Raw genomic sequence first — 24,772 nt, forward strand, 5'->3', positions numbered from 1 at the left:
GTTGCGGGCTCGTCTGCCGGGGGGTGGGGGGGGGGGGGCCCCGGGGTGTGGGGGGGGGGGGGGGGGGTGGGGGGGGGGGGGGGGGGCGCCCCGGGGGGGGGGGGGCCCCCGGGGGCCGGGGGGCCCCACAACCGTCGATCATGGGATCAGCTGTCGAAGCCGAGACCGAAGCGGTCCAGCGTCTTCAGCCAGAGGTTGCGGTGCCCGCTGCGCTCGTCGGCCCGGGCCAGCGACCACTTGGTCAGCGCGATGCCGGTCCACTTGAACGGCTCGGGCGGGAAGGGCATCGGCTTCGTGCGGACCATCTTCAGCTCGGTCCGCTCGGTCCGCTCCCCCGCCAGCAGGTCCAGCATCACGTCCGCGCCGAAGCGCGTGGAGCCGACGCCGAGGCCGGTGTAGCCCGCGGCGTACGCGACCTTGCCGGAGTACGCCTTGCCGAAGAAGGCCGAGAAGCGGGAGCAGGTGTCGATGGCGCCGCCCCAGGCGTGGCTGAAGCGGATCCCCTCCAGCTGCGGGAAGCAGGTGAAGAAGTGCCCGGCCAGCTTGAGGTAGGTCTCCGGCCGGTGGTCGTACTCGGAGTCGAGCTTGCCGCCGTAGGGGTAGATGGCGTCGTAGCCGCCCCAGAGGATGCGGTTGTCGGCGGTGATCCGGAAGTAGTGGAACTGGTTGGCGCTGTCGCCCAGGCCCTGCCGGTTCTTCCAGCCGACGGCCGCGAGCTGCCCCGGCGTGAGCGGCTCGGTCATCAGCGCGTAGTCGTAGACCGGGACGGTGTACGGGCGGATGCGCTTGACCAGCGACGGGAAGATGTTGGTGCCCAGCGCCACCCGGCGGGCCAGCACCCGGCCGTACGGGGTGCGGACGGCCATCCCGGCGCCGGAGGAGGTGAGCTCCAGGCCGCGGGTGTTCTCGTAGATCCGTACGCCGAGCCCGAGGCAGGCCTCCTTGAGGCCCCAGGCGAGCTTGGCGGGGTGCAGCATGGCGACGCCGTCGCGGTCCCACACGCCGCCGAGGAAGGTGGGCGAGTCGACCTCGGCGCGTACGGCGTCCTGGTCGAGGAAGACCGAGCCCTCGCCCAGGCCCAGGCGCTCGGCCTCGGCGTGCAGCTCCTTGAGCTCCTCCACCTGGTGCGGCTCGGTGGCCACGTCGATCTCGCCGGTGCGCTCGAAGTCGCAGTCGATGCCGTAGCGGGCGACGGCCGCCTCGATGGCGTCGAGGTTGCGGGCGCCCAGCTCCTCCAGTCTCGGCAGCTCCTCGGGCCAGCGGGCGATGCCGTTGGCCAGGCCGTGGGTGAGGGAAGCGGCGCAGAAGCCGCCGTTCCGGCCGGAGGCGGCCCAGCCCGCCTCCTTGCTCTCGATCAGTACGACGTCCCGCCCGGGGTCGCGCTCCTTGGCCAGGAGCGCGGTCCACAGACCGGTGTAGCCACCGCCGATGACGAGCAGGTCGCAGTGCTCGTCGCCGGTGAGGGCCGGCTGCGGGGCGGGCCTGCCGGGGTCGTCCAGCCAGTACGAGACCGGCAGTGCGTCGGAAAGGGATTGTGCAACGGTACGCATGGCGACTGGGGCCATGGCTTCCAACTCCTTACGGAACTGCTTGGTTCTGCGCGCTGAGTCCTGTGCTCAGTTCCGCGCTTGTTTCCTGCGCCGGCTGCTGACCATCTGGCCGGCGAGCACCACCAGCACCGCGATGACGAACATCGCCGTACCGATGACGTTGATCTGCACGGGCGTGCCGCGCTGGGCCGATCCCCACACGAACATGGGGAAGGTGACCGTGTTGCCCGAGTTGAAGTTCGTGATGATGAAGTCGTCGAACGACAGGGCGAAGGAGAGCAGGGCACCGGCCGCGATGCCGGGGGCGGCGATCGGGAGGGTGACCCGGAGGAAGGTCTGCACGGGGCTCGCGTAGAGGTCCCGGGCGGCCTCCTCCAGCCTCGGGTCCATCGAGAGCACGCGCGCCTTGACGGCGGCCACGACGAAGCTGAGGCAGAACATGATGTGGGCGATCAGGATGGTCCAGAAGCCCAGCTCGATGCCCATGTTGAGGAAGAGGGCGAGCAGCGAGGCCGCCATCACGATCTCGGGCATCGCCATCGGCAGGAAGATCAGCGAGTTCACCGCGCCGCGCGCCCGGAAGCGGTACCGGACCAGGGCGAAGGCGATCATCGTGCCGAGGACGGTCGCGCCGATGGTCGACCAGAGGGCGATCTGGAGGGACAGCGAGAGGGAGCCGCACATGTCGGCGACGCCGCACGGGTCCTCCCAGGCCTCCAGGGAGAACTCCTGCCAGGCGTAGTTGAACCGCCCGGCGGGGTTGTTGAAGGAGAAGACCGTCACCACGACGTTCGGCAGGATCAGGTACGCGAGCGTGCCGAGGCCGGCGATGACGACGAAGTTGCGTCGGAGCCACTGCATCAGACCAGGTCCTCCGTTCCGGCGCGGCGGATGTAGACGGTGACCATGATCAGCACGATGGCCATCAGGATGAACGACAGCGCGGCCGCCGTGGGGTAGTCCAGGATCCGCAGGTACTGCGACTGGATGACGTTGCCGATCATGCGGGTGTCCGCCGAGCCGAGCAGCTCGGCGTTGACGTAGTCGCCGCTCGCCGGGATGAAGGTGAGCAGCGTGCCCGAGACCACGCCCGGCATCGACAGCGGGAAGGTCACCTTGCGGAAGGTGGTGGCCGGGGTGGCGTACAGGTCGCCGGCCGCCTCGTGCAGACGGGTGTCGATGCGCTCCAGCGAGGTGTAGAGCGGCAGGATCATGAAGGGCAGGAAGTTGTACGTCAGACCGCAGACCACCGCCAGGGGCGTGGCCAGCACGCGGTCGCCCTCGGTCATCCCCAGCCAGCTGGTGACGTCCAGGACGTGCAGGGTGTTGAGCACGTCCACCACGACGCTGTCGTCCGCGAGGATCGTCTTCCAGGCGAGCGTGCGGATCAGGAAGCTGGTGAAGAACGGCGCGATCACCAGGATCAGCAGCAGGTTGCGCCAGCGGCCGGCCCGGAAGGCGATCAGGTACGCGAGCGGGTAGCCGAGCAGCAGGCACAGCACGGTCGCGGTGCCGGCGTACAGCAGCGAGCGCAGGAACTGCGGGAAGTACTCGGTGAAGGCGTCCCAGTAGGTCTGGAAGTGCCAGGTGACCTCGAAGCCCTGCTCCAGCGAGCCGGTCTGCACGGAGGTGGAGGCCTGGTAGACCATCGGCAGGACGAAGAAGACCAGCAGCCACAGGATGCCGGGGAGCAGCAGCCAGTACGGGACCAGCTTGCGCCGTACGGAGGTCTTGTGGACCGGCGGCTCCGCCTGCGGCGCGGCGGGGGGCGCTTCGGTCGCGGTCGTCATGCGCTCTCCCCGACCGTCTCGACGCCCGCGTCGATGTCCTGGGAGGCATCGAGGCCGAAGGTGTGCGCCGGGTTCCAGTGGAGGACGACCTCGGCGCCGGGGACCAGGCGCGCGTCCCGCTCGATGTTCTGGACGTACACCTCCAGCTCGGGGCAGACCGGGCTGTCGATGACGAACTGGGTGGAGACACCGATGAAGGAGGAGTTCACGATCCGGCCGGTCACCTTGTTGCGGCCGTCGGGCACGGTGTGCTCCTCGTCCGCCGGGACCAGGGAGATCTTCTCGGGGCGGACGCCGACCAGCAGCCGGCCGCCGGCGTGGGGGGTGGTGGAACATCGTTCCGCCGGCAGGCGGAGCTTCGCGCCGGCCGCGGAGACGACCACGTCGCCGGAGCCGGTCTCCTCCACCGAGGTCTCGATCAGGTTCGAGGTGCCGAGGAAGTTGGCCACGAAGGTGGTGCGCGGGTTCTCGTACAGCTCCGCGGGGGCGCCGAGCTGCTCGACCCGGCCGCCGTTCATCACCGCGACGGTGTCGGCCATGGTCATGGCCTCCTCCTGGTCGTGGGTGACGTGCACGAAGGTGATGCCGACCTCGGTCTGGATGCGCTTGAGCTCCAGCTGCATCTGACGGCGCAGCTTGAGGTCGAGGGCGCCGAGGGGCTCGTCGAGGAGGAGCACCTGCGGGTGGTTGATCAGGGCGCGGGCGACGGCGACGCGCTGCTGCTGGCCGCCGGAGAGCTGGTGGGGCTTCTTGCGCGCGTGCTCGCCGAGCTGGACGAGCTCGATCATCTCGTCCACCTGCTTCTTGACCGACTTGATGCCGCGGCGGCGCAGTCCGAAGGCGATGTTCTCGAAGATGTCCATGTGCGGGAAGAGCGCGTAGCTCTGGAACACCGTGTTCACCGGGCGCTTGTACGGCGCCAGGCCGGTGACGTCGCGGTCGCCGAGGTGGACCGTGCCGGTGGAGGGTTCCTCCAGGCCGGCGATCATGCGCAGCGTGGTGGTCTTGCCGCAGCCGGAGGCGCCCAGCAGGGCGAAGAAGGAGCCCTGGGGGATGGTCAGGTCGAGCGGGTGCACGGCGGTGAAGGAGCCGTAGTGCTTGCTGATCCCGGTGAGGCGGACGTCGCCGCCCGCGGTCTTTTCAGTCATGGGTCGCGGTCCCGTGGTGTGGAATTCGGAAAGGGGGGCGGGCTCAGGCACCGATGAGCTTGGCGAACTTCTCCTCGTAGTCCCGCTCCTCGGCGACGGTGAGGGAACGGAACGCGTGGGACTTCGCGGCCATGGCCTTGTCCGGGATGATCAGGGGGTTGTCCGCCAGCGCCGGGTCGATCTTGGCCAGCTCGGGCTTGACGCCCTCGACCGGGCAGACGTAGTTGATGTACGCGGCCAGCTGGGCGGCGACCGGGGGCTCGTAGTAGTAGTCGATGAGCCGCTCGGCGTTGGTCTTGTGCCGGGCCTTCGCCGGGACCAGGAGGTTGTCCGTGGAGGTCATGTAGCCGGCGGCCGGGATCGCGTACTGGATGTCCGGGTTGTCGGCCTGGAGCTGGATGATGTCGCCGGCCCAGGCCAGACAGGCGGCGAGGTCGCCCTTGTCCAGGTCCGAGGTGTAGTCGTTGCCGGTGAAGCGGCGGATCTGCTTCTTGTCGACGCCCTTCTGGAGGCGGGCGATCGCGGCGTCGTAGTCCGGGGTGGTGAAGGTGGCGGGGTCCTTGCCCATGTCGAGCAGGGTCATGCCGACCGTGTCGCGCATCTCCGTCAGGAAGCCGACGCGGCCCTTCAGGGTCGGGTCGTCGAGCATCTGGGTGACGGAGTCGACCTTCTTGCCGCCGGTGGCCTTCGTGTTGTACGCGATGACCGTCGAGATGCCGGTCCACGGGTAGGAGAAGGCGCGGCCCGGGTCCCAGTCGGGCATCCGGAACTGCTGCGACAGGTTGGCGAAGGCGTGCGGCAGGTGGGCCGGGTCGAGCTGCTGCACCCAGCCGAGCTTGATCATGCGCGCGGCCAGCCAGTCGGTGACGACGATGAGGTCGCGGCCGGTCTCCTGGCCCGCGGCGAGCTGCGGCCTGATCTTCCCGAAGAACTCGACGTTGTCGTTGATGTCCTCGGTGTACTTGACCTTGATCCCGGTGCGTTTGGTGAACTCCTCCAGGGTCGGCCGGTGCTTCTCGTCCTCGCTGGTGTCCATGTACTCGGTCCAGTTGGAGAAGTTGATCACCTTCTCCTGGGCCGAATGGTCGTCGTCAGCGGGGGCGGAGCCGTCGTTCCGCTTGGCCGGCGGGATGCCGCAGGCGCTCAGGGTGCCGAGGCCGCCCAGAGTCAGCGCGCCGATCCCCGACGCGCGCAGCAGCGAGCGGCGCGTCAGGGCGCCCCGCCCGCTGGTGAGGCTGCGTCGCATCGCCGCGACTTCCGCCGAGGAGAGCTCGGGCTCGTGGTGCTCCATGCGCTGGGCCCTTTCCCATGTGTCGTGTTCCGCTGGTCGGGCGGAGCGCTGTTTATCGGTCCCCGAAGATCGTGCGGTGCCAGTCCTTGCGCGGCACCCCGGTGTTGTCGTACATCACGTGCTTGACCTGCGTGTACTCCTCGAAGGAGTACGCCGACATGTCCTTTCCGTAGCCGCTGGCCTTGTAGCCGCCGTGCGGCATCTCGCTGATGATCGGGATGTGGTCGTTGACCCAGACGCAACCCGCCTTGATCTCGCGGGTGGCGCGGTTGGCCCGGTACACGTCGCGGCTCCAGGCGGAGGCGGCGAGCCCGTACGGGGTGTCGTTGGCGAGTTCGATGCCCTCGTCGTCCGTGTCGAAGGGCAGCACGGCGAGGACCGGGCCGAAGATCTCGGACTGGACGACCTCGCTGTCCTGGGCCGCGTCCGCGATCAGCGTGGGCAGATAGTACGCGCCGTCCGCCAGATCCCCTCCGGGCGCCTCGCCGCCGGTCACGACGGTGGCGTATCCGCGGGCGCGCTCGACGAAGGCGGCGACCCGGTCGCGCTGGACGTGGGAGACGAGCGGGCCGAGGTCGGTGCCGGGGGCGAAGGGGTCGCCGACGCGGACGGACGCCATCAGCTCCGCGACACGGGCCACGAAGGCGTCGTACACGGGGCGCTGGACGTACGCGCGGGTGGCGGCGGTGCAGTCCTGGCCGGTGTTGATGAGGGAGGCGGCGACCGCGCCGTTGGCGGCGGCCTCCAGGTCCGCGTCGTCGAAGACCACGAAGGGGGCCTTGCCGCCGAGCTCCAGGTGGAGCCGCTTGACGGTGGCGGTGGCGATCTCGGCGACCCGCTTGCCGACCGCGGTGGAGCCGGTGAAGGAGGTCATGGCCACGTCGGGGTGGCCCACCAGGCGCTCGCCCGCCTCGCGGCCGGCGCCCGTGACGATGTTGATCACACCGTCGGGGATGCCCGCCTCCTTCGCCGCCTGGGCGAACATCAGGGAGGTCAGGGGCGTCAGCTCGGCCGGCTTGAGGACGATCGTGTTGCCCGCGGCGACGGCCGGGAGGATCTTCCAGGCGGCCATCTGGAGCGGGTAGTTCCAGGGGGCGATGGAGCCGACTACGCCGATCGGCTCGCGGCGTACGTACGAGGTGTGGTCGCCGGAGTACTCGCCGGCGGCCTGGCCCTGGAGGTGGCGGGCGGCACCGGCGAAGAAGGCGGTGTTGTCGATCGTGCCCGGCACGTCGAACTCGGTGCTCAGCTTGAGCGGCTTGCCGCACTGCAGGGACTCGGCGTACGCGAAGTCCTCGGCCTGCTCGGCGAGGACCGCGGCGAGGCGGTGCAGGGCGTCGGAGCGCTCCCCGGGGGTGGCGGCGGCCCAGGCCGGGAAGGCGGCCTTGGCGGCGGCCACGGCCTCGTCCACGTCGGCGGTGGACGCGAGGGCGTAGGTGAGTACCTCCTCGCCGGTGGCGGGGTTCACCACGGTGTGTGATTGTCCGGAGGTTCCGGTCCTCAGCTTTCCGTCGATGAATTGTGCGCCGTCCGCGAAGCGGTCCGTAACCTGGAAGCGGTTGCCCATCACGCTCTCCGTAGCTCCAGCTCGAATTGAGTGCCGATCCTGACAGAGGCCTTCTCCTCCAACAAGTGATTCCGTTGTTGCCTTTTGGTTACGCGACGGAATCGGTCGACCATGTGTCGCGTGGGAGGAGAAATCCCGTACGAAGTGTCAGTGGCGACTGCCAGACTCGCGTGCATGGCGAAGATCGACAAGTTGATCGAGCAGGTCAACCGGGGTGAGCGAGTGAAGTACCTGCCCTTCTGGGGGCACCGTCCGCGGGCCGACGGGACGCTCGGGCCGAGCTGTCTCTCGCAGTGGTGGCCGTCGCCGTTCACTGTGGGTGACGTGCGGTACGCGACGGCGGAGCACTGGATGATGGCCGGCAAGGCGCGGCTCTTCGGGGACGAGGAGGCGCTGGCCGTCGCGCTGGCCGCGCCGACTCCGGCCGAGGCCAAGAAGGCCGGGCGGCTGGTGCGCGGGTTCGACGACGCGGTGTGGGAGCGCGAGCGGTACGCCCTCGTGGTCGAGGGCAGCGTGCACAAGTTCGGCTCCGACCCGGCGCTGCGTTCCTTCCTGCTGGGGACGGGCGAGCGCGTGCTGGTGGAGGCGAGCCCGCTGGACCGGTTCTGGGGCATCGGGCTGGCCGCCGACTCGCCGGACGCGCTGGTGCCCCAGCGGTGGCGGGGACTGAACCTGCTGGGCTTCGCGCTGATGGACGCGCGGGAGCGGCTGCGGGCGGGCGAGTAGCAGGGCCCGCCGCCGGTTCGGGGGGACCGGCGGCGGGCCGTCCTTTATTCGGTGGCGGCGGCGCGGGGGGCGCGCCTAGGCTCCGCGTCGTTGCCACGCGCCTCCCGGTGCGCGGGCTGCGGTTACTTCCTTTTCTGACACGAGTGACGCCGCCGCCCCTTTCCGATCTCGGGAGGCCGCCGTGCGCGGCCCGCGGCCCGGCGGCCGGTTCCACCGTCCGCCGGGCCGGGCTCCGCCTTCGTCTTCACCTTCACCCACCTTCACCTTCACCTTCGCCGAGACTGAATCCGGGGGGATTCGCCTGCCTCGCTTCCACCGCCGCGAATCGAAGATGTGGTCCACCATGCTCGTGTCGCCCTCCGTGGCGGCGGCCGCCCGGATGCCCGCCCTGCTGAGGGAGGGCGGCGGCATGTGGCGGGGCGCCTACACCGACCAGGGCGGCAAGGGATACGTCCGCGACCCGCGCTCAGAGCTGTTCGTCCTCGCCGTCGCCCTCTTCGCGGGTGAGGAGACCTCCGCCGAAACGGCCGCCGCCCGCGAGCACCGCTACACCCTCCTCGTCCGGCGGCTCGCCGTCGAGGACCCGGAGTGGACCGCGGGACTGCTGGCCTGGCTGCGCGGCAGTGCCCACATGCGCCGGGCGTCCCTCGTCGGAGCGGCCGCCTACGTCAAGGCCCGCCTCGACGCCGGAGCCACCGCGGGCCCCTCCAACCGGGGCGTCGTCGACTCCGTGCTCCAGCGGGCCGACGAGCCCGGGGCGCTGCTGGCCCACTGGACGGCCACGTACGGGCGGGCCCTGCCCAAGCCCCTGAAGCGCGGCGTCGCCGACGCCGTGCGGCGGCTGTACCACGGACGGTCCCTGCTCAAGTACGACACCGCCGCGCACGAGTTCCGCTTCGGCGACGTCCTCAACCTCACGCACGCCGCGCCCGACCCGGCCAAGCCCTGGCAGGGCGACCTGTTCCGGTACGCCCTGGACCGCCGGCACCGTCCCGCGCGGGCCGTCCCGCCCGCCTCGGTTCCGGTGCTGGGCGCGCACCGGGAGCTGATGGAGCTCCCGGTGGCGGAGCGGCGGCCGGTCGTCACGGGGGCCGGCGGCGCCGAACGGCTGGCGCGGGCCGGGCTGACCTGGGAGGCGCTGGCCGGCTGGCTCCAGGGCCCGCTGGACGCCGCGGTCTGGGAGGCGATGATCCCGTCCATGGGCCCGATGGCGCTCGTGCGGAACCTGCGGAACTTCGACGGGGCGGGCGTCTCCGACGAGGTGGCCGCCCGGGTCGCCGAGAGGATCGCGGACCCGGAGGTGGTGGCCGCCTCGCGGCAGTTCCCCTTCCGCTACCTGGCCGCGCACCGCCATGCGCCCTCGGCGCGCTGGGCGGAGCCGCTGGAACGGGCGCTGGGCCACTCGCTGGCGAACGTACCGGCCCTGCCGGGGCGGACGCTGGTGCTGGTGGACCGCTCCGGGTCGATGTGGGAACCGCTGTCGGAGCGCTCTCAGCTGAACCGGGCCGACGCGGCCGCCGTGTTCGGCACGGCGCTGGCGCTGCGGGCCGAGGCGGCGGACCTGGTGCAGTTCGGCTCGTACAGCCACCGCGTGCGGTACGAGCCCGGCGAGGGCGTGCTGCGCATCCTGGAGCGCTTCCGGGAACTCGGGGGCACCGAGACGGTCGCCGCCGTGCTCAAGCACTACGACCGGCACGACCGGGTCCTGATCATCACCGACGAGCAGGCCGCCCCGCACCGCCGCCTGGGCCACCCGGCCTCCCGGATCCCCTCCCGCGTCCCCGTCTACACCTGGAACCTGGGGGGCCACCGGATCGGCCACGTGCCCGCCGACCTGCCGACCCGGCACACCTTCGGCGGGCTCGGCGACGCGGCCTTCCGCATGGTGCCGCTCCTGGAGGCCGGCCTCCGCGGGGCCTGGCCCTGGCTCGCCGACGACCGAGCCGGACGGTCCGCCGGCGACCAGGCCTAGGCCCTGTCTTTCGGATCAGGCCGGATCAGGGAGCGGGGCCTGGTGCGTGCGATCGCAAGGCGGAGGAGGGAGTCAACGCGGTGGGGGTACCCCCAGCGGTAGCTGGGGGACGTTGACGACCGACGACAACGCGGCGAGCGTGCGTGCCAGGCCCCGCGAGCCCGGCGTGATCCGAAAGACAGGGCCTAACGCTCGACGACCAGGCTGGTCGAGAACGCCGGCGGGTCCTCGTCGTAGTCGTACTCGCCGCCGCCCCCGCTCTCGAACATCGCGCCCGCGATGATCAGCCCGAACATCACCGCGCCCAGCACGATGCCCACGGCCCCGAGGATGATGCCGGCCAGCGCCTGGCCGGCGTTGTCGGCCTCGCCCCGCTTGGCGCGGGACCGGCCGAGCACCCCGAAGACCACCGCCGTCACGCCGATGAGCACCGCGAAGATGCTGGCGCAGAAGAGGACGACCGCGAGGATGCCCAGCACCAGCGCCGTCACGCCGAAGCCGTTCCTCGGCTGGGGGCCGCCCCAGCCCTGGCCTTGGCCCGGGTATCCGGGGTAACCGGGGTAGCCCGGGTATCCGGGGTACTGCTGCGCCGGGCCGCCGGGGTAGCCGTACCCCTGCTCCGGGCCCGGAGCGCCGTACGCCGGTACGGCCGGCTGGGCGTAGGCAGGCGTGCCCGGACCCGGCACCGGCGGCCGGCCGTACGCCGGGGTCGGCTGCCCGGCACCCGGCAGACCCCCGGCCATGGTCGGCTGGTCGTGGACCCCCTGGCGCGGCGGCTCCGCGGCCGGCTGCTTCTCCAGCGGCACGCTCGGGCTCTCCGGCGGCGCCCATGGATCCCGCGCCCCCGCTCCCGGGTTCTCTTCGGACATTTCGGAGCCCCCCTCTCTCGTACGGCCATGCTAAGCGCTGCCCCTGACACCCCGGCGGCCTGCCTACGATGAGGGCGACCTGCCCGCACCGCCGTCATCCCGGAGGACCCCGTGCCCGATCTCCACTCCTTCATCGCTGGGCTGCCGAAGGCGGAACTCCACGTGCACCACGTCGGGTCCGCCTCCCCGCGCATCGTGGCCGAACTGGCCGCGCGGCACCCCGACTCGAAGGTGCCGACGGACCCGGAGGCGCTGGCGGACTACTTCACCTTCACCGACTTCGCCCACTTCATCGAGGTCTACCTCTCGGTCGTCGACCTCATCCGCACCCCCGAGGACGTCCGGCTGCTGACCTACGAGGTCGCCCGCGACATGGCCCGCCAGAACATCCGGTACGCCGAGCTGACCATCACCCCGTACAGCTCCACCCGCCGCGGCATCGACGAGCGCGCCTTCATGGACGCCATCGAGGACGCGCGGAAGGCGGCCGAGGCCGAGCTCGGCGTCGTCCTGCGCTGGTGCTTCGACATCCCCGGCGAGGCCGGGCTGGAGGCGGCCGAGGAGACCGCGCGGCTCGCCGTCGACCTGCGCCCGGAGGGCCTGGTCTCGTTCGGCCTCGGCGGCCCCGAGATCGGCGTACCGCGCCCGCAGTTCAAGCCGTACTTCGACCGCGCCCGCGCCGCCGGCCTGCACAGCGTGCCGCACGCGGGCGAGACCACCGGCCCGGAGACCATCTGGGACGCGCTGCGCGTGCTCGGTGCCGAGCGGATCGGCCACGGCACGAGCGCCCCGATGGACCCGGAGCTGCTCGCGTACCTGGCCGAGCACCGGATCGCGCTGGAGGTCTGCCCGACCTCGAACATCGCCACCCGCGCGGTCACCGACCTGGACCGGCACCCGGTGAAGCAGATGGTGGAGGCCGGCGTGCTGGTCACCATCAACAGCGACGACCCGCCGATGTTCGGCACCGACCTCAACAACGAGTACGCGGTGGCCGCGCGCCTGCTGGAGCTGGACGAGAAGGGGCTCGCCGCCCTGGCGAAGAACGCCGTCGAGGCCTCCTTCCTGGACCCGGCGGGCAAGGCGCGGCTGACCGAGGAGATCGACACGTACACGAACGCCTGGCTGGCCCGCTGACCTGAGCCGAGAATGGGGCGCATGCGCACCGACCACGCCCCCGTCGCGTATCCCGCCTCCCGTACCGTCCACGCCGTCGGCCACCGCGGCGACCCGTACCTCGTCCGCGAGAACACGTTGGCCTCGCTGCGCTCCGCGGTCGCGCGCGGCGCGGACGCGGTGGAGGTCGACGTCCGGCTGACCAGCGACGGGGTGCCGGTGCTGCTGCACGACGAGTCGTTCCGGCGGCTGTGGCGCGACGCCCGTCCGGTGGTCTCGCTGACCGCGGCCGAGGTGCGCGAGCTGTCGGACGGCGGGGTGCCGACGCTGCGGGAGGCGCTGGAGGCCACCGGGCCGGCACGGGTGATGATCGACCTGCCGGGCGCGATGGCCGGCACGGTGCGCGAGGTGGTGGGCCTGGTCCGGGAGTGCGGGGCGCGCGACCGCGTGTACTACTGCGCCGGGGCCACCACCATGCTGGCCGTGCGGGCCGCCGATCCGGGCGCGGAGATCGCGATGACCTGGACCTCGGTGTGCCCGCCGAGCCGGTCGCTGGTGGAGGCGGTGGCGCCGCGCTGGCTGAACTACCGCTTCGGGGTGCTCAGCCGGGAGCTGGTGGAGGCGCTGCACGCGGACGGGTTCCTGGTGTCCGCCTGGACCGCCGACACGAAGCGGACGATGCGCAGGCTGATCGCCATGGGCGTGGACTCGGTGACCACGAACCGGGTGGCCGCGCTGGTCGGGGTGCGGGCGGCGGCCGGTGCCGTCGGGCTGCCGCGGTGATCCCGGCGGCGCGCTGCGGGACGTGACGGTCTGGCGGAGATGTTCACCGTGCCGCAGGTCAAGGACTTCGTGTCGCGCAGGCCCGTCCAGCTGACGGCGGGGATGTCGCGGCTGGTCCTGCCGGACGGCACGGTGGTCTGGGGCAAGTCGGGCGGGCGCTTCGGCTACAGCACGGGGATGGGTGCCACCCGCGACCTCTCCCGCACGCTGGTCCACTCGGTCAACTCCACGGACGCCAAGGGCCAGGACGTGAACCCGGTGGCGCTGTCGGTCACCCCGGCGGCGTTCCGGAGGTGATCCCGCGGATCAGAGACCCACGATGGAGTTCCAGCGGCGGGCCAGTTCGGGCCGCTCGTCCGGGGCGATGTCGCGGGCGACGGTCAGGCGCTTGCGCATCTCGCGGTCGGGGAAGATCAGCGGGTCCTCGGCGAGGGCCGCCGTCTCCGCGTCGTCGGAGTCCGCCAGGACGGCCTGCGCGGCCGGGACCGGGCAGACGTAGTTGACGTAGGCGGCCAGCTCGGCGGCGACCTCCGGCCGGTAGTAGTGGTCGACGAGCGACTCGGCGTTGGCCTTGTGGGGCGCGAGGTTGGGCACGATCAGGCTCTCCGACCAGAGCTCCGCGCCCTCCTCGGGGACCACGAACTCGATGTCCGGGTTGTCGGCCTGGAGCTGGATGGCGTCGCCGGAGTAGGCCTGGCAGGCCAGCACGTCGCCCTTGCTCAGGTCGGAGGTGTAGTCGTTGCCGGTGAAGCGGCGGATGTGGCCCTTGCGGACCATGCGCTCGACCTGGTCGCAGGCGCGGTGGAAGTCGCCCGTGGTCCAGCGGGCGGTGTCGACGCCGTCGCCCTGCATCAGCAGCGCGAACGACTCGTCGAGGCCGGAGAAGAGCGTCACCTTGCCGGCGAGGTCGGGGTGCCAGAGGTCCGACACGGACTTCAGCTCCCGGCCCAGGGCGCGCCGGTTGTAGGCGATGCCGGTGATGCCGCTCTGCCAGGGCACGGTGTGGGCGCGGCCCTCGTCGAAGGCGGGCGAGCGCAGCTGGGGGTCGAGGTGGCGGGCCACGTTCGGCTGCGCGGCGCGGTCCATCTTCTGGGCCCAGCCCAGGCGTACGAACCGGGCGGCCATCCAGTCGCTGACGACGACCAGGTCGTGGCCGGTCTGCTGGCGGTTCATCAGGGCCGGGCTGACCTTGCCGAAGAACTCGTCGTTGTCGTTGATCTCCTCGGTGTACCGCACGGAGATCCCGGTGCTCCGGGAGAAGGACTCCAGCGTGGGCCGGCGGGTCTCGTCCTCCTCGTCGACGTCGATGTAGAGCGGCCAGTTGGAGAAGCTGACGCTCTTGTCGCGGGCGGAGCGGTCCGCGGCGGACCGCTGGTCCTCCGCAACGTAGGCGGCGGGCACCCCGCAACCGGTGAGGGCGGCCAGCAGGCCCGTCGCGCCGAGCCCGCGCAGTGCGGTGCGCCGGGAGAAACCGAGTTCAGGCATGGGCCAAGACTCGCCGCACGCCGAAGGGGCGGGCAATAGACAAGGTGTCTACCGCCCGCCCCTCCAGGGCTCAGAGTTGATCAGTACGGCGCGGGGCCGCGGGGATCAGCCGTCGAGCGAGGTCATCACGTGCTTGATGCGCGTGTAGTCCTCGAAGCCGTACGCGGAGAGGTCCTTGCCGTAGCCGGACTTCTTGTAGCCGCCGTGCGGCATCTCGGCGACGAGCGGGATGTGGGTGTTGATCCACACGCAGCCGAAGTCGAGGTTCTTGGACATGCGCATGGCGCGGGCGTGGTCCTTGGTCCACACGGAGGACGCGAGGGCGTACTCGACGTCGTTCGCGTACTCCAGGGCCTGGGCCTCGTCCGAGAAGGACTGGACGGTGATGACCGGGCCGAAGACCTCGTTCTGGATGATCTCGTCGTCCTGCTTGAGGCCCGAGACGACGGTCGGGGCGTAGAAGTAGCCCTTGTCGCCGACCTGGTGGCCGCCCGCCTCGACCTTGGCGTGGGCGGGGAGGCGCTCGATGAAGCCCGCGACCTGCTTGAGCTGGTTCGGGTTGTTCAGCGGGCCGTACAGCACGTCCTCGTCGTCCGGCTGGCCGGTCTTGGTGTCGGCGGCCTGCTTGGCGAGCGCGGTCACGAACTCGTCGTGGATGGACTGGTGGACGAGCACGCGGGTCGCGGCCGTACAGTCCTGGCCGGCGTTGAAGTAGCCCGCCACCGCGATGTCCTCGACGGCCTTGGCGATGTCGGCGTCCTCGAAGACGACGACCGGCGCCTTGCCGCCGAGCTCCAGGTGGACGCGCTTGACGTCCTTGGAGGCGCTCTCGGCGACCTGCATGCCGGCGCGCACCGAGCCGGTGATGGAGGCCATCGCCGGTACGGGGTGCTCGACCATGGCCTTGCCGGTCTCGCGGTCACCGCAGATGACGTTGAAGACGCCCTTGGGCAGCAGGTCGCCGAAGATCTCCGCCATCAGGATGGTGGAGGCCGGGGTGGTGTCCGAGGGCTTGAGGACCACGGTGTTGCCGGCGGCGATGGCCGGGGCGAACTTCCACACGGCCATCATCATCGGGTAGTTCCAGGGCGCGACCTGGGCGCAGACGCCGACCGGCTCGCGGCGGATGATCGAGGTCATGCCGTCCATGTACTCGCCGGCCGAGCGGCCCTCGAGCATGCGCGCGGCACCCGCGAAGAAGCGGATCTGGTCGACCATCGGCGGCAGCTCCTCGCTGGCCGTCAGGCCCAGCGGCTTGCCGGTGTTCTCGGACTCGGCGGCGACGAGCTCGTCGGCACGGGCCTCGATCGCGTCCGCGATCTTCAGCAGGGCCTTCTGGCGCTCGGCCGGAGTGGTGTCGCGCCAGCCCGGGAAGGCGGCAGCGGCAGCGGCCATGGCGGCGTCGACGTCGGCCTGGCCCGAGAGCGGCGCCGTGGCGAAGACCTCGCCGGTGGCGGGGTTGACCACCTCGGTGGTCCGCCCGTCGGCGGCGTCCTTGAACTCCCCGCCGATGTAGTTGCGCAGACGACGCAGTTCGGTGGTCACTACAGCCACACTCCTGATCACATGTCCAATGGTTGAGACGGTTCCCTAGCCTAGCTCGTGTGGTGACGCTTTCGACAGAGCCGACGGCCACCAACTACGAAATCAGTGAGATCACGTCGCCCGAACAACGAATTTCATCGATTCCGGGTTGCGGAACTGTCGACTCCTCGTGCACAGTGAGGTCGTGGTCAGTCGAAGCGCAGATTCCAGGAACCGGCACCCGTCCCCGTCGGTCGATGCTGTATCCCTGGCGATCATCGAGCAACTGCAGGAGGACGGACGCCGTCCCTACGCAGCCATCGGCAAGGCCGTCGGCCTGTCCGAGGCCGCCGTGCGCCAGCGAGTGCAGAAGCTCCTGGACCAGGGCGTCATGCAGATCGTCGCCGTCACGGACCCGCTCACCGTGGGTCTGCGGCGCCAGGCGATGGTCGGCATCAACGTCGAGGGCGACCTCGACCCCGTGGCCGACGCGCTGACCGCGATGGCCGAGTGCGAGTACGTCGTGATGACCGCCGGCTCGTTCGACCTGATGGTGGAGATCGTCTGCGAGGACGACGACCACCTGCTGGAAACCATCAACAAGCGGATCCGCACGCTCCCCGGCGTGCGGTCCACCGAAAGCTTCGTTTACCTGAAGCTGAAGAAGCAGACCTACATGTGGGGAACTCGATAACCGTGACCCAGGACCTGTCCAAGACCGCGTACGACCACCTGTGGATGCACTTCACCCGCATGTCCTCGTACGAGAAGAACCCCGTCCCCACCATCGTGCGTGGTGAGGGCGCCTACATCTACGACGACAAGGGCAAGCGCTACCTGGACGGTCTCGCCGGACTGTTCGTGGTCAACGCCGGACACGGCCGCAAGGAGCTGGCCGAGGTCGCGTACAAGCAGGCCCAGGAGCTCGCGTTCTTCCCCGTGTGGTCGTACGCGCACCCCAAGGCCGTCGAGCTGGCCGAGCGTCTGGCCAACTACGCCCCGGGCGACCTGAACAAGGTCTTCTTCACCACCGGCGGCGGCGAGGCGGTCGAGACCGCCTGGAAGCTCGCCAAGCAGTACTTCAAGCTCAAGGGCAAGCCGACCAAGTACAAGGTCATCTCCCGCGCGGTCGCCTACCACGGCACCCCGCAGGGCGCCCTGTCCATCACCGGCCTGCCGGCCCTGAAGGCCCCCTTCGAGCCGCTGGTCCCGGGCACCCACAAGGTCCCGAACACCAACATCTACCGCGCCCCGATCCACGGCGACGACCCCGAGGCCTTCGGCCGCTGGGCCGCCGACCAGATCGAGCAGCAGATCCTCTTCGAGGGCCCCGACACCGTCGCCGCGGTCTTCCTGGAGCCGGTGCAGAACGCCGGTGGCTGCTTCCCGCCGCCGCCCAGCTACTTCCAGCGCGTGCGCGAGATCTGCGACACGTACGACGTGCTGCTCGTCTCCGACGAGGTCATCTGCGCCTTCGGCCGCCTCGGCACGATGTTCGGCTGCGACAAGTTCGGCTACGTGCCGGACATGATCACCTGCGCCAAGGGCATGACCTCGGGCTACTCCCCGATCGGTGCCTGCATCGTCTCGGACCGCGTCGCGGAGCCGTTCTACAAGGGTGACAACACCTTCCTGCACGGCTACACCTTCGGTGGCCACCCGGTGTCGTCGGCGGTGGCCCTGGCCAACCTCGACATCTTCGACAAGGAAGGCCTCAACCAGCACGTGCTGGACAACGAGTCCGCCTTCCTGAAGACGCTGCAGAAGCTGCACGACCTGCCGATCGTCGGCGACGTCCGCGGCAACGGCTACTTCTACGGCATCGAGCTCGTGAAGGACAAGCACACCAAGGAGTCCTTCAACGACGACGAGATCGAGCGCGTGCTCTACGGCTTCCTCTCGAAGGCGCTGTACGACGCCGGCCTCTACTGCCGCGCCGACGACCGCGGTGACCCGGTCGTCCAGCTGGCCCCGCCGCTGATCGCCACGCAGCAGCAGTTCGACGAGATCGAGCAGATCCTGCGTTCGGTGTTCACCGAGGCCTGGACCAAGCTGTAAGGAAACCTGCCGAGGTTCGTCCAGGCACCCGTCCCGCCTGACGAACCCATGCGGGCACACGGCCCGGATCCTCCGTTCGAGTGAGAACGCGAGGGTCCGGGCCGTGTGCTGTCCGGACTCGGCCGTCCCCCCTGCTTACGGTCCTCACGGTGCCCAGTGACCGATCGGCCCGCTGCTTCGTTCCCCCGGACGGGGGAAACGCACAGAGCGGCCGTCCGATCCGCAGTCGAAGTGAACCGAGGTGTACGTGATGGTGGCCCCGCCGGACAACGACGTGCTCTGGGCACGGTCCCTGCACCACACCCACCGGGGGTCCTCCCGGACGGAGCCCGCGGGAAGCGGCGCGCCCGCCCTCTCCGGCGTCTCCGTCGGCGTGCGCGAAGGCGAGATCCTCGCCGTGACCGGCCCCCGCGGCAGCGGCAAGACGACCCTGCTGCGCTGCCTCTCCGGACAGCTCAGGCCCGACGAGGGCGAGGTCTGGTTCAACAGCGTCCCGGTCCACACGATGACCGCCCTCGTCCGCGAGCGCCTGCGCCGCGACCGCTTCGGCTGGATCGGCCCCGAGCCCCGGCTCGTCCCCGAACTCAACGTCTGGGAGAACGCCGCACTCCCCCTGCTGATCGCCGGCACCCCCCACCGCGCCGCCAAGCGGGCCGCCTCCGAATGGCTGGACCGGCTCGACATGGACGGCTACGCCCGCCGCCGGCCCGGCGCCCTCAGCCACGCCGAGGCCCAGCGCGTCGCGCTCGCCCGCGCCCTGGTCAACCAGCCCGCCGTGGTCTTCGCCGACGAGCCCACCGCCCCGCTGCACCTGGCCGACCGCGCCCTGCTCCTGCGCACGCTGACCACGGCCGCCCGCTCGCACGACATCACCGTCGTCCTGGCCACCCACGACACCGAGACCGCCGCCCAGGCCGACCGCACGGTCGCCCTCTGCGACGGCCGCCTCGCCGGAGCCGTCCCGCACACCACGGCCGGCTCCCCCGCCGGCCCCGGCGATGCGGAGGGCCGCGCCGCATGCTCACTCTCCGCCTAGCCCGGGGCTCCCGCCCCCTCGTCCAGGTGCGCCGGCTGCTGGTGGCCGCCGCCTCCGCCGGCACCGGCTTCCTGCTGCTCTTCATCCTGGCCTGCGCGGTCGCCCGCCCCGAGGGACAGCTGCCCAGGCTGCTGTGGTGCCTGGTCCCGCTGGCGCTCACCGTGCAGTTCGCCGTGGCCGTGGCCCGTACCGACCCGGCGACCCGCCCCCGCGAGGGACTCTCCGCCGTCGGCCTCGGCCCGGTCCGGCTCACCGTCGTCGCCGCCGTCTCGACCGCCATCGCCTGCACCCTCGGCAGCACCCTGGCGCTGCTCCTCTTCCTCCACCTGAGGGGCGACCTCTCGGGCCTGCCGTTCGACGGCGCCGCAGCCGCGGTGCTCCGGGCCGACCAGCCGTTCCCCGTCGCCGCCGGCCTGACGCTGCTCGCCGTCGTGCCGCTCGCCGGGGCCGCCGCGGCCGCCCTCGTCCCGCACACCCGGACCGTGCGCCCGCCGCAGGAAGGCCTGCCCTGGGGGGTGGCCGCCTTCGCCGGCGGCCTCGCCGTCCTCGCGTCCGCCGGCGGCGGGACCGCCGGCGGCCTGCCCGGCTGGGTCCTGGTCACCGCCGGCCTCGCCCTGGCCGGGCCCGCGCTGGCCCACGGCTGCGGAGCGCTGGTGCAGCTGGTGAGGCCCGGCGCCGTACGGCTGCTCGCCGGGCGGGCGCTCCAGGAGGAGGCCGGCCGGATCGGGCGTCCCCTCGGGGTGCTGTGCGCCGTCGCCGCCGGTGCCCTGGTCTCCCTGACCGGCGGCCCCCTGACCCTGCTGCCGCTGGGCCCGCTCACGCGGGTCGCCGCCGCACTGGTCGGGGCGTGCGCCGCCGCGACCCTGCTGACCTCGGCCGTCGAGTCGTACCAGGAGCGGGAGGCCACCCGGGCCGCGCTGCTGGAGCTCGGCACCCCGGCCCGCGTGCTGCGCTCCGCGGCCCTGCTGCGGTCCGGCGCCCTCGCCACGCTGTGCGTGCCGGTGGTCTGGGGTGTGGCGGAGCTGACGCGGCTGGCCCTCACCCGTTAGGGGGGACCGCCCGTAGGGTTGCCGGATGGCCAGTGCAGACATCGAGATCGAGACCCTCGCCGAATTCGACCAGGTCGTCGCCCGGGGCTCACTGAGCGGCTACCGCGTCCAGTCGGTCAACCTGCTGGAACGCACCTTCGCGCTGCTGTCGGCGGACACCTCCTCGGCGGTGTTCCTCGGCTGCGCGATGGAGCCCGATGCCGCGGCCAAGGTCCGGGCCGACGGCGCGCTGGTCTTCCCGCCCGTCCCCGACCTGCCCTTCAACCCGTACCGCGGGCTGCTCTACACGCCCGGCGAGCTGTACGAGGGCCTGCCCGAGGGCTACGAGGCCACGCCGGACGCCCTCTCGTACGCCTGGTTCCAGCAGACCAAGGCCGACGGCGACGTCTTCTCCTCCATGCTCCGCTCCCTCCACGACGACGCCGTCTCCGACGCCCTCGACGAGCACCTCGCCGGCGCGCGCGTGGCCGGGGTGATGGGCGGCCACGCGATGGCCCGCGGCGGGGACGCGTACGCGGGCGCCGCCCGGCTCGGCCGCACGCTGGCCCGTACCGGTCTGACCGTGGCCACCGGCGGCGGTCCCGGCGCGATGGAGGCGGCCAACCTCGGCGCGTACCTCGCCCCCTTCGAGGACGACGCCCTCGACCTCGCGCTCGACCTGCTGGCCAAGGCGCCCTCTTTCGAGCCGTCGGTCACCGACTGGGCGCAGGCCGCCTTCGCGGTCCGCGAGCGCTGGCCCGCGGGCGGCGACTCGATCGGCATCCCGACCTGGTTCTACGGCCACGAGCCGCCGAACGCCTTCGCCGGGCACATCGCGAAGTACTTCGCCAACGCCACCCGCGAGGACGGGCTGCTGGCCCGGTGCACGGCCGGTGTGGTGTTCCTCTCGGGTGCCGCGGGCACGCTCCAGGAGATCTTCGACAACGCGACCCCGAACTACTACGGATCGCGCGGCGAGCCCACCCCCATGGTGCTGGTCGACCGCCGCCACTGGACCGAGCACCTGCCCGCGTGGCCGCTGCTCCGGTCGCTGGCCCGCGGCCGCGCGATGGAGTCGCGGATCGCGCTGGTCGACTCCGTCGACGAGGTCCCGGAGGCGCTGGCCCGCCTGTCCTGACCCGCGGTCCCGCCGCCGGAGGCAACCCCGGGCCCCGAAGACACGTCTGGCAGTCGTACCGCAAAACCTGCCAGACGCGAACGGAGCCCCCCGTGCTCATAGGCCTGCTGACCGCTGTGGCGGCGTCGATCTGCTACGGCACGGGATCCGTGCTGCAAGCCGTGGGCTCCCGGCGGGCCGCCCGGGCCGAGCCGGGCGCCGGCCTGACCCAGCACGGCGGCCCGAACCTGTCCTCCACCGCCAAGGCCGCGCTGACCTGGGAGTTCATCGTCGGCACGATCCTGGACTTCGTGGGCTTCGGGCTCGGCGCGCTGGCCGCCAGGCTGCTCCCGCTCTTCCTCTCCCAGACGGTGATCAGCGCGAACCTGGTGATCACCGCGGTCCTGAGCGTGAAGCTGCTGGGCATCCGGCTGAGCCGCAAGGAGTGGGCGTCCATCGGCGTGGTCTGCGGGGCGCTGGTGCTGCTGGCGACCGCCGCGGGACACGAGGGGGGCCACCACGCCGAGCGGTCGACGCACTGGTGGCTGCTGGCCGTCACCGTCCTGCTGATGCTGGGCGGCACCGTCGCCGTACGCCTCCTCGGCGGCCGGGCCGCGATCCTCGCCGGTCTGCTGTCCGGCCTGGGCTTCGGCGCGCTGGGCGTCGGCGTGCGGATCCTGGACGGCATCGACCCGTTCGACCCGCCGGCGCTGCTGGCCGACCCGGCCCTGTACGCCATCGTGATCGCGGGCGTCGGCGGCATGTACCTGCACACGGTGGCCCTGCAGATCGGCTCGGTGAACGGCGCCACCGCGGCACTGGTCGTCGGCGAGACCGTGCTCCCGGGCGCGATCGGCGTCCTCTGGCTCGGCGATGCCTCCCGCCCCGGCTTCGCCTGGCTCGCGGCCGTGGGCTTCGCCCTGGCCGTGGCGGGCGCGGTGGCCGTCGCCTGGTACGGCAACCACGACGCCCCGGCACCGGCGCAGACCCCCGCCGACCTCAGGGTCCCGGTCCCGGCGCCCTGAGCGGGACGCGCCGGACCTGCCGGACGCAGTCCTAGGCGTCCGGCAGGACGACCACCTCCGACGGGGTGAAGGCGGCGCCCACCCGGGTGCCCGGGTCCGCCGCCGACGCCAGGTCGCACTCGGCCTCCAGCTCCGGTCCCCCGCACTCCGGCCGCAGGGTCAGCGCCACGTGCGTGCCCCGGAACGTACGGGAGACCACCGCGCAGGGCAGGCCCTCGTCCGGCCGTACCAGCCGCACGCCCGCGGGCCGCACCAGCAGCCGGCCGGCGCCCTCCGGGGAGCCCTCCGGCACCGGGACCTTGCCCCACGGGGTGTCGGCGGCGGGGCCGGTCACGGTGGCCGGCACCACGTTGTCGAAGCCGAGGAACCGGGCCACGAACTCCGAGGCGGGCCGCTGCCAGACCTCCAGCGGCGTCCCCGCCTGGGCGATCCGCCCGTCCCGCATCACGACCACCCGGTCGGCGAGCGCGAAGGCCTCGCCCTGGTCGTGCGTCACGGCCAGCACGGTCGTACCGAGCCGGGAGAACAGCCCCCGCAGCTCGACCACCAGCCGCTCACGCAGCCCGCGGTCCAGCTGGCCCAGCGGCTCGTCCAGCATCAGCAGCCGCGGCCGCGGCGCCAGCGCCCGGGCCAGGGCCACCCGCTGCTGCTCGCCCCCGGACAGCGAGGCGACGGCCCGGCGCCCCGCACCCGGCAGCCCCACCAGCTCCAGCAGCTCGGCGACCCGCGCCTCCCGCTCGGCCCGCCCGACCCCCCGCATCCGCAGCCCGAAGGCGACGTTGCCGCCCACGTCGCGCTGCGGGAACAGCTGGTGGTCCTGGAACATCAGGCCGACCCCGCGCCGGTGCACGGGCACGCCGCTCTGGTCGGCCCCGCCCAGCAGCACGCGCCCGGCCGCGGGCTGGAGCCCGGCGACCACCCGCAGCAGCGTGGACTTGCCGCTCCCGCTCGGACCCAGCACACAGACGGTCTCGTGCTCGGCCACCGCCAGGTCCACGACGTCCAGCACCGTCCGCGACCCGAAGCGGACCGACACCGCGTCCAGTTCCAGCAACGTCATCAGAACTCCCCGGACCGCTCGGGCCGCAGCCGCTCCAGCACCAGCAGGGACACCGCGCACACCCCCATCAGAATCGTGCTCAGCGCCATCGCCTGCCCGTAGTTCAGCTCACCCGCGCGCCCCAGCAGCCGCGCCACGGCCACCGGCAGCGTCGGCCGGTCGGGCCGCGCGATGAACACGGTGGCCCCGAACTCGCCGAGGGACACCGCGAAGGCGAACCCGGCGGCGATCAGCAGCGCCCGCCGCACCATCGGCAGGTCCACCTCCCGCCAGGCCCGCAGCGGCGAGGCGCCGAGCGTCGCCGCCGCCTCCCGCAGCCGCCCGTCCACGGCACGCAGTACGGGCAGCATCGTCCGCACCACGAAGGGCACCCCGACCAGCGCCTGCGCCAGCGGCACCAGGATCCAGGAGGTGCGCAGGTCGAGCGGCGGCTCGTCCAGCGTGATCAGGAACCCGAAGCCCACCGTCACCGCGGACACGCCCAGCGGCAGCATCAGCAGGGCGTCGAAGCCCCGCACCAGGCGGCCGGCGCGCCGGGTGAGCGCCGCCGCGGCCAGGCCGCCGATCAGCAGCGCGATGCCGGTGGCGGCCAGCGCGTACCGGAGGGAGTTCCAGACCGCCTCCAGCGGCGGGACCAGGAAGGTGCCGCCGTCGGCGGACTGGAGTGCCCGGTAGAAGTCGGTGCCGTGGCCGCCGGGCGCGTCGAAGGAGCGTTCCACCAGCACGCCCAGGGGCAGCACGATCAGCAGCAGGACCGTCAGGAGCACCCCGCCGAGCAGCGCCCACTGCCCGGGGCCGGCGGGCCGGTGGGCCGTGCGGGCGGGGTCGACCAGCCGGAGCGCGGTCTCGCGCCGGCGCACCGTCACGGCGTGCACGGCGAGGATCGCACCGACGGCGGCGAACTGCACCAGCGTCAGCACGGCGGCGGTCGGCAGGTCCAGCAGCTGGGCGGTCTGCCGGTAGACCTCCACCTCCAGCGTGGCGTACCCCGGTCCGCCGAGGATCTGGACGACGCCGAAGGAGGTGAAGGTGAAGAGGAAGACCATCAGGGCGGCCGCGGCGACGGCCGGCCCGAGGGCGGGCAGCGTCACGCGCCGCCAGGCGCCGAACCGGCCGGCGCCCAGCACGCGGGCGGCCTCCTCCTGGCGCGGGTCCAGCTGGGACCACAGGCCGCCGACGGTGCGTACCACGACGGCGTAGTTGAAGAAGACGTGCGCGAGGAGGATGGCCCACACGGTGGTGTCGAGGCGTACGCCCCACAGCTCGTCCAGCATCCCGCCCCGGCCCAGTAGCGCCAGGAAGGCCGTGCCCACCACGACGGTCGGCAGCACGAAGGGGACGGTGACCACGGCCCGCAGCAGCTGCTTGCCGGGGAACTCGAAGCGCGCGAAGACGTACGCGCCGGGGAGCGCGATCAGCAGCGTGAGTGCCGTGGAGGCGAGCGCCTGCCAGGTGGTGAACCACAGCACCCCGGCGATGTCGGGCCGGGTGAGCACCTCGCCGATCCGGCCGAACTGCCAGCCGGTGCCGGTCCTGATCCCGCGGCCCACGATCGCGGCCACGGGCCAGGCGAAGAAGATCGCGAAGAAGGCGAGCGGCAGGGCCATCAGGCCCAGCCGCACCGCCG

22 protein-coding genes are annotated in these 24,772 nt (G+C 72.0%); 11 read left to right on the plus strand and 11 right to left on the minus strand.

The features are described from left to right. Positions 1-146: 146 nt before the first annotated feature. Genes ACIQUR_RS10470 through ACIQUR_RS10495 form a run of 6 tightly spaced genes read right to left on the minus strand, consistent with a single transcriptional unit; the run spans position 147 to position 7,346 of the window. The gene (locus tag ACIQUR_RS10470) at positions 147-1,565 is read right to left on the minus strand and encodes an NAD(P)/FAD-dependent oxidoreductase (RefSeq protein WP_403661483.1); all 1,419 of its coding nucleotides are present in this window, start codon (positions 1,563-1,565) and stop codon (positions 147-149) included. A gap of 51 nt (positions 1,566-1,616) precedes the next feature. Beyond that, positions 1,617-2,411: an ABC transporter permease gene (locus tag ACIQUR_RS10475; protein WP_403661486.1), complete on the minus strand. Its 795-nt coding sequence runs from the start codon at positions 2,409-2,411 to the stop codon at positions 1,617-1,619. Continuing rightward, entirely contained in the window at positions 2,411-3,340 is a 930-nt protein-coding gene (locus ACIQUR_RS10480; protein ID WP_403661489.1) for an ABC transporter permease, read from the minus strand. The genes ACIQUR_RS10475 and ACIQUR_RS10480 overlap by 1 nt, the downstream gene beginning before the upstream one ends. Further along, on the minus strand, positions 3,337-4,488 hold the full coding sequence (locus ACIQUR_RS10485; RefSeq protein ID WP_403661492.1) for an ABC transporter ATP-binding protein: 1,152 nt from the start codon (positions 4,486-4,488) through the stop codon (positions 3,337-3,339). The genes ACIQUR_RS10480 and ACIQUR_RS10485 overlap by 4 nt, the downstream gene beginning before the upstream one ends. Before the next feature lie 43 nt (positions 4,489-4,531). Further along, the gene (locus tag ACIQUR_RS10490; protein ID WP_399952788.1) at positions 4,532-5,779 is read right to left on the minus strand and encodes a spermidine/putrescine ABC transporter substrate-binding protein; all 1,248 of its coding nucleotides are present in this window, start codon (positions 5,777-5,779) and stop codon (positions 4,532-4,534) included. A 52-nt stretch (positions 5,780-5,831) separates the two neighbouring features. Next, positions 5,832-7,346, minus strand: a complete 1,515-nt coding sequence (locus ACIQUR_RS10495) for a gamma-aminobutyraldehyde dehydrogenase (protein WP_403661496.1) — start codon at positions 7,344-7,346, stop codon at positions 5,832-5,834. Between the two features lie 174 nt (positions 7,347-7,520). On the opposite strand from ACIQUR_RS10495, the gene ACIQUR_RS10500 reads away from it, so the two are divergent. Continuing rightward, the gene (locus tag ACIQUR_RS10500) at positions 7,521-8,072 is read left to right on the plus strand and encodes an NADAR family protein (RefSeq protein ID WP_403661499.1); all 552 of its coding nucleotides are present in this window, start codon (positions 7,521-7,523) and stop codon (positions 8,070-8,072) included. A 379-nt stretch (positions 8,073-8,451) separates the two neighbouring features. Beyond that, entirely contained in the window at positions 8,452-10,044 is a 1,593-nt protein-coding gene (locus ACIQUR_RS10505) for a TROVE domain-containing protein (protein WP_403662636.1), read from the plus strand. A gap of 185 nt (positions 10,045-10,229) precedes the next feature. Here ACIQUR_RS10505 and ACIQUR_RS10510 read toward each other — a convergent pair whose 3' ends face one another. After that, positions 10,230-10,913, minus strand: coding sequence for a DUF4190 domain-containing protein (locus ACIQUR_RS10510; RefSeq protein WP_403661501.1), 684 nt, complete (start codon positions 10,911-10,913; stop codon positions 10,230-10,232). 111 nt (positions 10,914-11,024) lie between these two features. Between ACIQUR_RS10510 and ACIQUR_RS10515 the strand changes: the two genes are divergently transcribed. Genes ACIQUR_RS10515 through ACIQUR_RS10525 form a run of 3 tightly spaced genes read left to right on the plus strand, consistent with a single transcriptional unit; the run spans position 11,025 to position 13,109 of the window. Continuing rightward, the gene (locus ACIQUR_RS10515) at positions 11,025-12,050 is read left to right on the plus strand and encodes an adenosine deaminase (protein WP_403661504.1); all 1,026 of its coding nucleotides are present in this window, start codon (positions 11,025-11,027) and stop codon (positions 12,048-12,050) included. A gap of 21 nt (positions 12,051-12,071) precedes the next feature. Next, positions 12,072-12,812 (plus strand): glycerophosphodiester phosphodiesterase, encoded by a 741-nt coding sequence (locus ACIQUR_RS10520; RefSeq protein WP_403661507.1) that lies wholly within the window; start codon positions 12,072-12,074, stop codon positions 12,810-12,812. A gap of 39 nt (positions 12,813-12,851) precedes the next feature. Beyond that, positions 12,852-13,109 (plus strand): hypothetical protein, encoded by a 258-nt coding sequence (locus ACIQUR_RS10525; protein ID WP_403661509.1) that lies wholly within the window; start codon positions 12,852-12,854, stop codon positions 13,107-13,109. Between the two features lie 9 nt (positions 13,110-13,118). On the opposite strand, the gene ACIQUR_RS10530 is transcribed toward ACIQUR_RS10525, so the two are convergent. Next, complete coding sequence (locus tag ACIQUR_RS10530; protein ID WP_403661512.1) at positions 13,119-14,297, minus strand: PotD/PotF family extracellular solute-binding protein; 1,179 nt, start codon at positions 14,295-14,297, stop codon at positions 13,119-13,121. Positions 14,298-14,402: 105 nt separating this feature from the next. Next, the gene (locus ACIQUR_RS10535; RefSeq protein WP_403661515.1) at positions 14,403-15,842 is read right to left on the minus strand and encodes a gamma-aminobutyraldehyde dehydrogenase; all 1,440 of its coding nucleotides are present in this window, start codon (positions 15,840-15,842) and stop codon (positions 14,403-14,405) included. A gap of 169 nt (positions 15,843-16,011) precedes the next feature. On the opposite strand from ACIQUR_RS10535, the gene ACIQUR_RS10540 reads away from it, so the two are divergent. The 6 genes from ACIQUR_RS10540 (at position 16,012) to ACIQUR_RS10565 (ending at position 22,085) form a co-directional block, all read left to right on the plus strand. Further along, positions 16,012-16,515, plus strand: a complete 504-nt coding sequence (locus tag ACIQUR_RS10540; protein WP_403661518.1) for an Lrp/AsnC family transcriptional regulator — start codon at positions 16,012-16,014, stop codon at positions 16,513-16,515. Continuing rightward, on the plus strand, positions 16,500-17,879 hold the full coding sequence (locus ACIQUR_RS10545) for an aspartate aminotransferase family protein (protein ID WP_403661521.1): 1,380 nt from the start codon (positions 16,500-16,502) through the stop codon (positions 17,877-17,879). Before ACIQUR_RS10540 ends, ACIQUR_RS10545 begins: the two co-directional genes overlap by 16 nt. Before the next feature lie 250 nt (positions 17,880-18,129). After that, a complete protein-coding gene (locus tag ACIQUR_RS10550; protein WP_403661524.1) occupies positions 18,130-18,915 on the plus strand; it encodes an ABC transporter ATP-binding protein in 786 nt (261 codons plus the stop codon). Next, entirely contained in the window at positions 18,897-19,964 is a 1,068-nt protein-coding gene (locus tag ACIQUR_RS10555; protein WP_403661527.1) for a hypothetical protein, read from the plus strand. The genes ACIQUR_RS10550 and ACIQUR_RS10555 overlap by 19 nt, the downstream gene beginning before the upstream one ends. Positions 19,965-19,989: 25 nt before the next feature. Further along, entirely contained in the window at positions 19,990-21,081 is a 1,092-nt protein-coding gene (locus ACIQUR_RS10560) for an LOG family protein (protein WP_403661530.1), read from the plus strand. 92 nt (positions 21,082-21,173) lie between these two features. After that, entirely contained in the window at positions 21,174-22,085 is a 912-nt protein-coding gene (locus ACIQUR_RS10565; protein WP_403661533.1) for a hypothetical protein, read from the plus strand. Positions 22,086-22,116: 31 nt separating this feature from the next. Here the strand turns inward: ACIQUR_RS10565 and ACIQUR_RS10570 are convergent, their stop codons facing one another. Then, positions 22,117-23,145 carry an ABC transporter ATP-binding protein gene (locus ACIQUR_RS10570; RefSeq protein WP_403661536.1) on the minus strand — a complete coding sequence of 343 codons (1,029 nt, stop codon included), beginning with the start codon at positions 23,143-23,145 and terminating at the stop codon, positions 22,117-22,119. After that, the gene (locus ACIQUR_RS10575; protein ID WP_403662639.1) at positions 23,145-24,752 is read right to left on the minus strand and encodes an ABC transporter permease; all 1,608 of its coding nucleotides are present in this window, start codon (positions 24,750-24,752) and stop codon (positions 23,145-23,147) included. The genes ACIQUR_RS10570 and ACIQUR_RS10575 overlap by 1 nt, the downstream gene beginning before the upstream one ends. Between the last annotated feature and the right edge of the window lie 20 nt (positions 24,753-24,772).

It is taken from the genome of Streptomyces sp. NPDC101132 (genome assembly GCF_044759225.1).
Lineage (GTDB): Bacteria > Actinomycetota > Actinomycetes > Streptomycetales > Streptomycetaceae > Streptomyces.

Excerpts from the sequence above, each read along its gene's own strand:
- ACIQUR_RS10470 (WP_403661483.1), bottom strand. The coding sequence starts at position 1,565 with ATGGCCCCAGTCGCCATGCGTACCGTTGCACAATCCCTTTCCGACGCA.
- ACIQUR_RS10475 (WP_403661486.1), bottom strand. The coding sequence starts at position 2,411 with ATGCAGTGGCTCCGACGCAACTTCGTCGTCATCGCCGGCCTCGGCACG.
- ACIQUR_RS10480 (WP_403661489.1), bottom strand. The coding sequence starts at position 3,340 with ATGACGACCGCGACCGAAGCGCCCCCCGCCGCGCCGCAGGCGGAGCCG.
- ACIQUR_RS10485 (WP_403661492.1), bottom strand. The coding sequence starts at position 4,488 with ATGACTGAAAAGACCGCGGGCGGCGACGTCCGCCTCACCGGGATCAGC.
- ACIQUR_RS10490 (WP_399952788.1), bottom strand. The coding sequence starts at position 5,779 with ATGGAGCACCACGAGCCCGAGCTCTCCTCGGCGGAAGTCGCGGCGATG.
- ACIQUR_RS10495 (WP_403661496.1), bottom strand. The coding sequence starts at position 7,346 with ATGGGCAACCGCTTCCAGGTTACGGACCGCTTCGCGGACGGCGCACAA.
- ACIQUR_RS10500 (WP_403661499.1), top strand. The coding sequence starts at position 7,521 with ATGGCGAAGATCGACAAGTTGATCGAGCAGGTCAACCGGGGTGAGCGA.
- ACIQUR_RS10505 (WP_403662636.1), top strand. The coding sequence starts at position 8,452 with ATGCCCGCCCTGCTGAGGGAGGGCGGCGGCATGTGGCGGGGCGCCTAC.
- ACIQUR_RS10510 (WP_403661501.1), bottom strand. The coding sequence starts at position 10,913 with ATGTCCGAAGAGAACCCGGGAGCGGGGGCGCGGGATCCATGGGCGCCG.
- ACIQUR_RS10520 (WP_403661507.1), top strand. The coding sequence starts at position 12,072 with ATGCGCACCGACCACGCCCCCGTCGCGTATCCCGCCTCCCGTACCGTC.
- ACIQUR_RS10525 (WP_403661509.1), top strand. The coding sequence starts at position 12,852 with ATGTTCACCGTGCCGCAGGTCAAGGACTTCGTGTCGCGCAGGCCCGTC.
- ACIQUR_RS10530 (WP_403661512.1), bottom strand. The coding sequence starts at position 14,297 with ATGCCTGAACTCGGTTTCTCCCGGCGCACCGCACTGCGCGGGCTCGGC.
- ACIQUR_RS10550 (WP_403661524.1), top strand. The coding sequence starts at position 18,130 with ATGGTGGCCCCGCCGGACAACGACGTGCTCTGGGCACGGTCCCTGCAC.
- ACIQUR_RS10555 (WP_403661527.1), top strand. The coding sequence starts at position 18,897 with ATGCTCACTCTCCGCCTAGCCCGGGGCTCCCGCCCCCTCGTCCAGGTG.
- ACIQUR_RS10560 (WP_403661530.1), top strand. The coding sequence starts at position 19,990 with ATGGCCAGTGCAGACATCGAGATCGAGACCCTCGCCGAATTCGACCAG.
- ACIQUR_RS10570 (WP_403661536.1), bottom strand. The coding sequence starts at position 23,145 with ATGACGTTGCTGGAACTGGACGCGGTGTCGGTCCGCTTCGGGTCGCGG.
- ACIQUR_RS10575 (WP_403662639.1), bottom strand. The coding sequence starts at position 24,752 with ATGGCCCTGCCGCTCGCCTTCTTCGCGATCTTCTTCGCCTGGCCCGTG.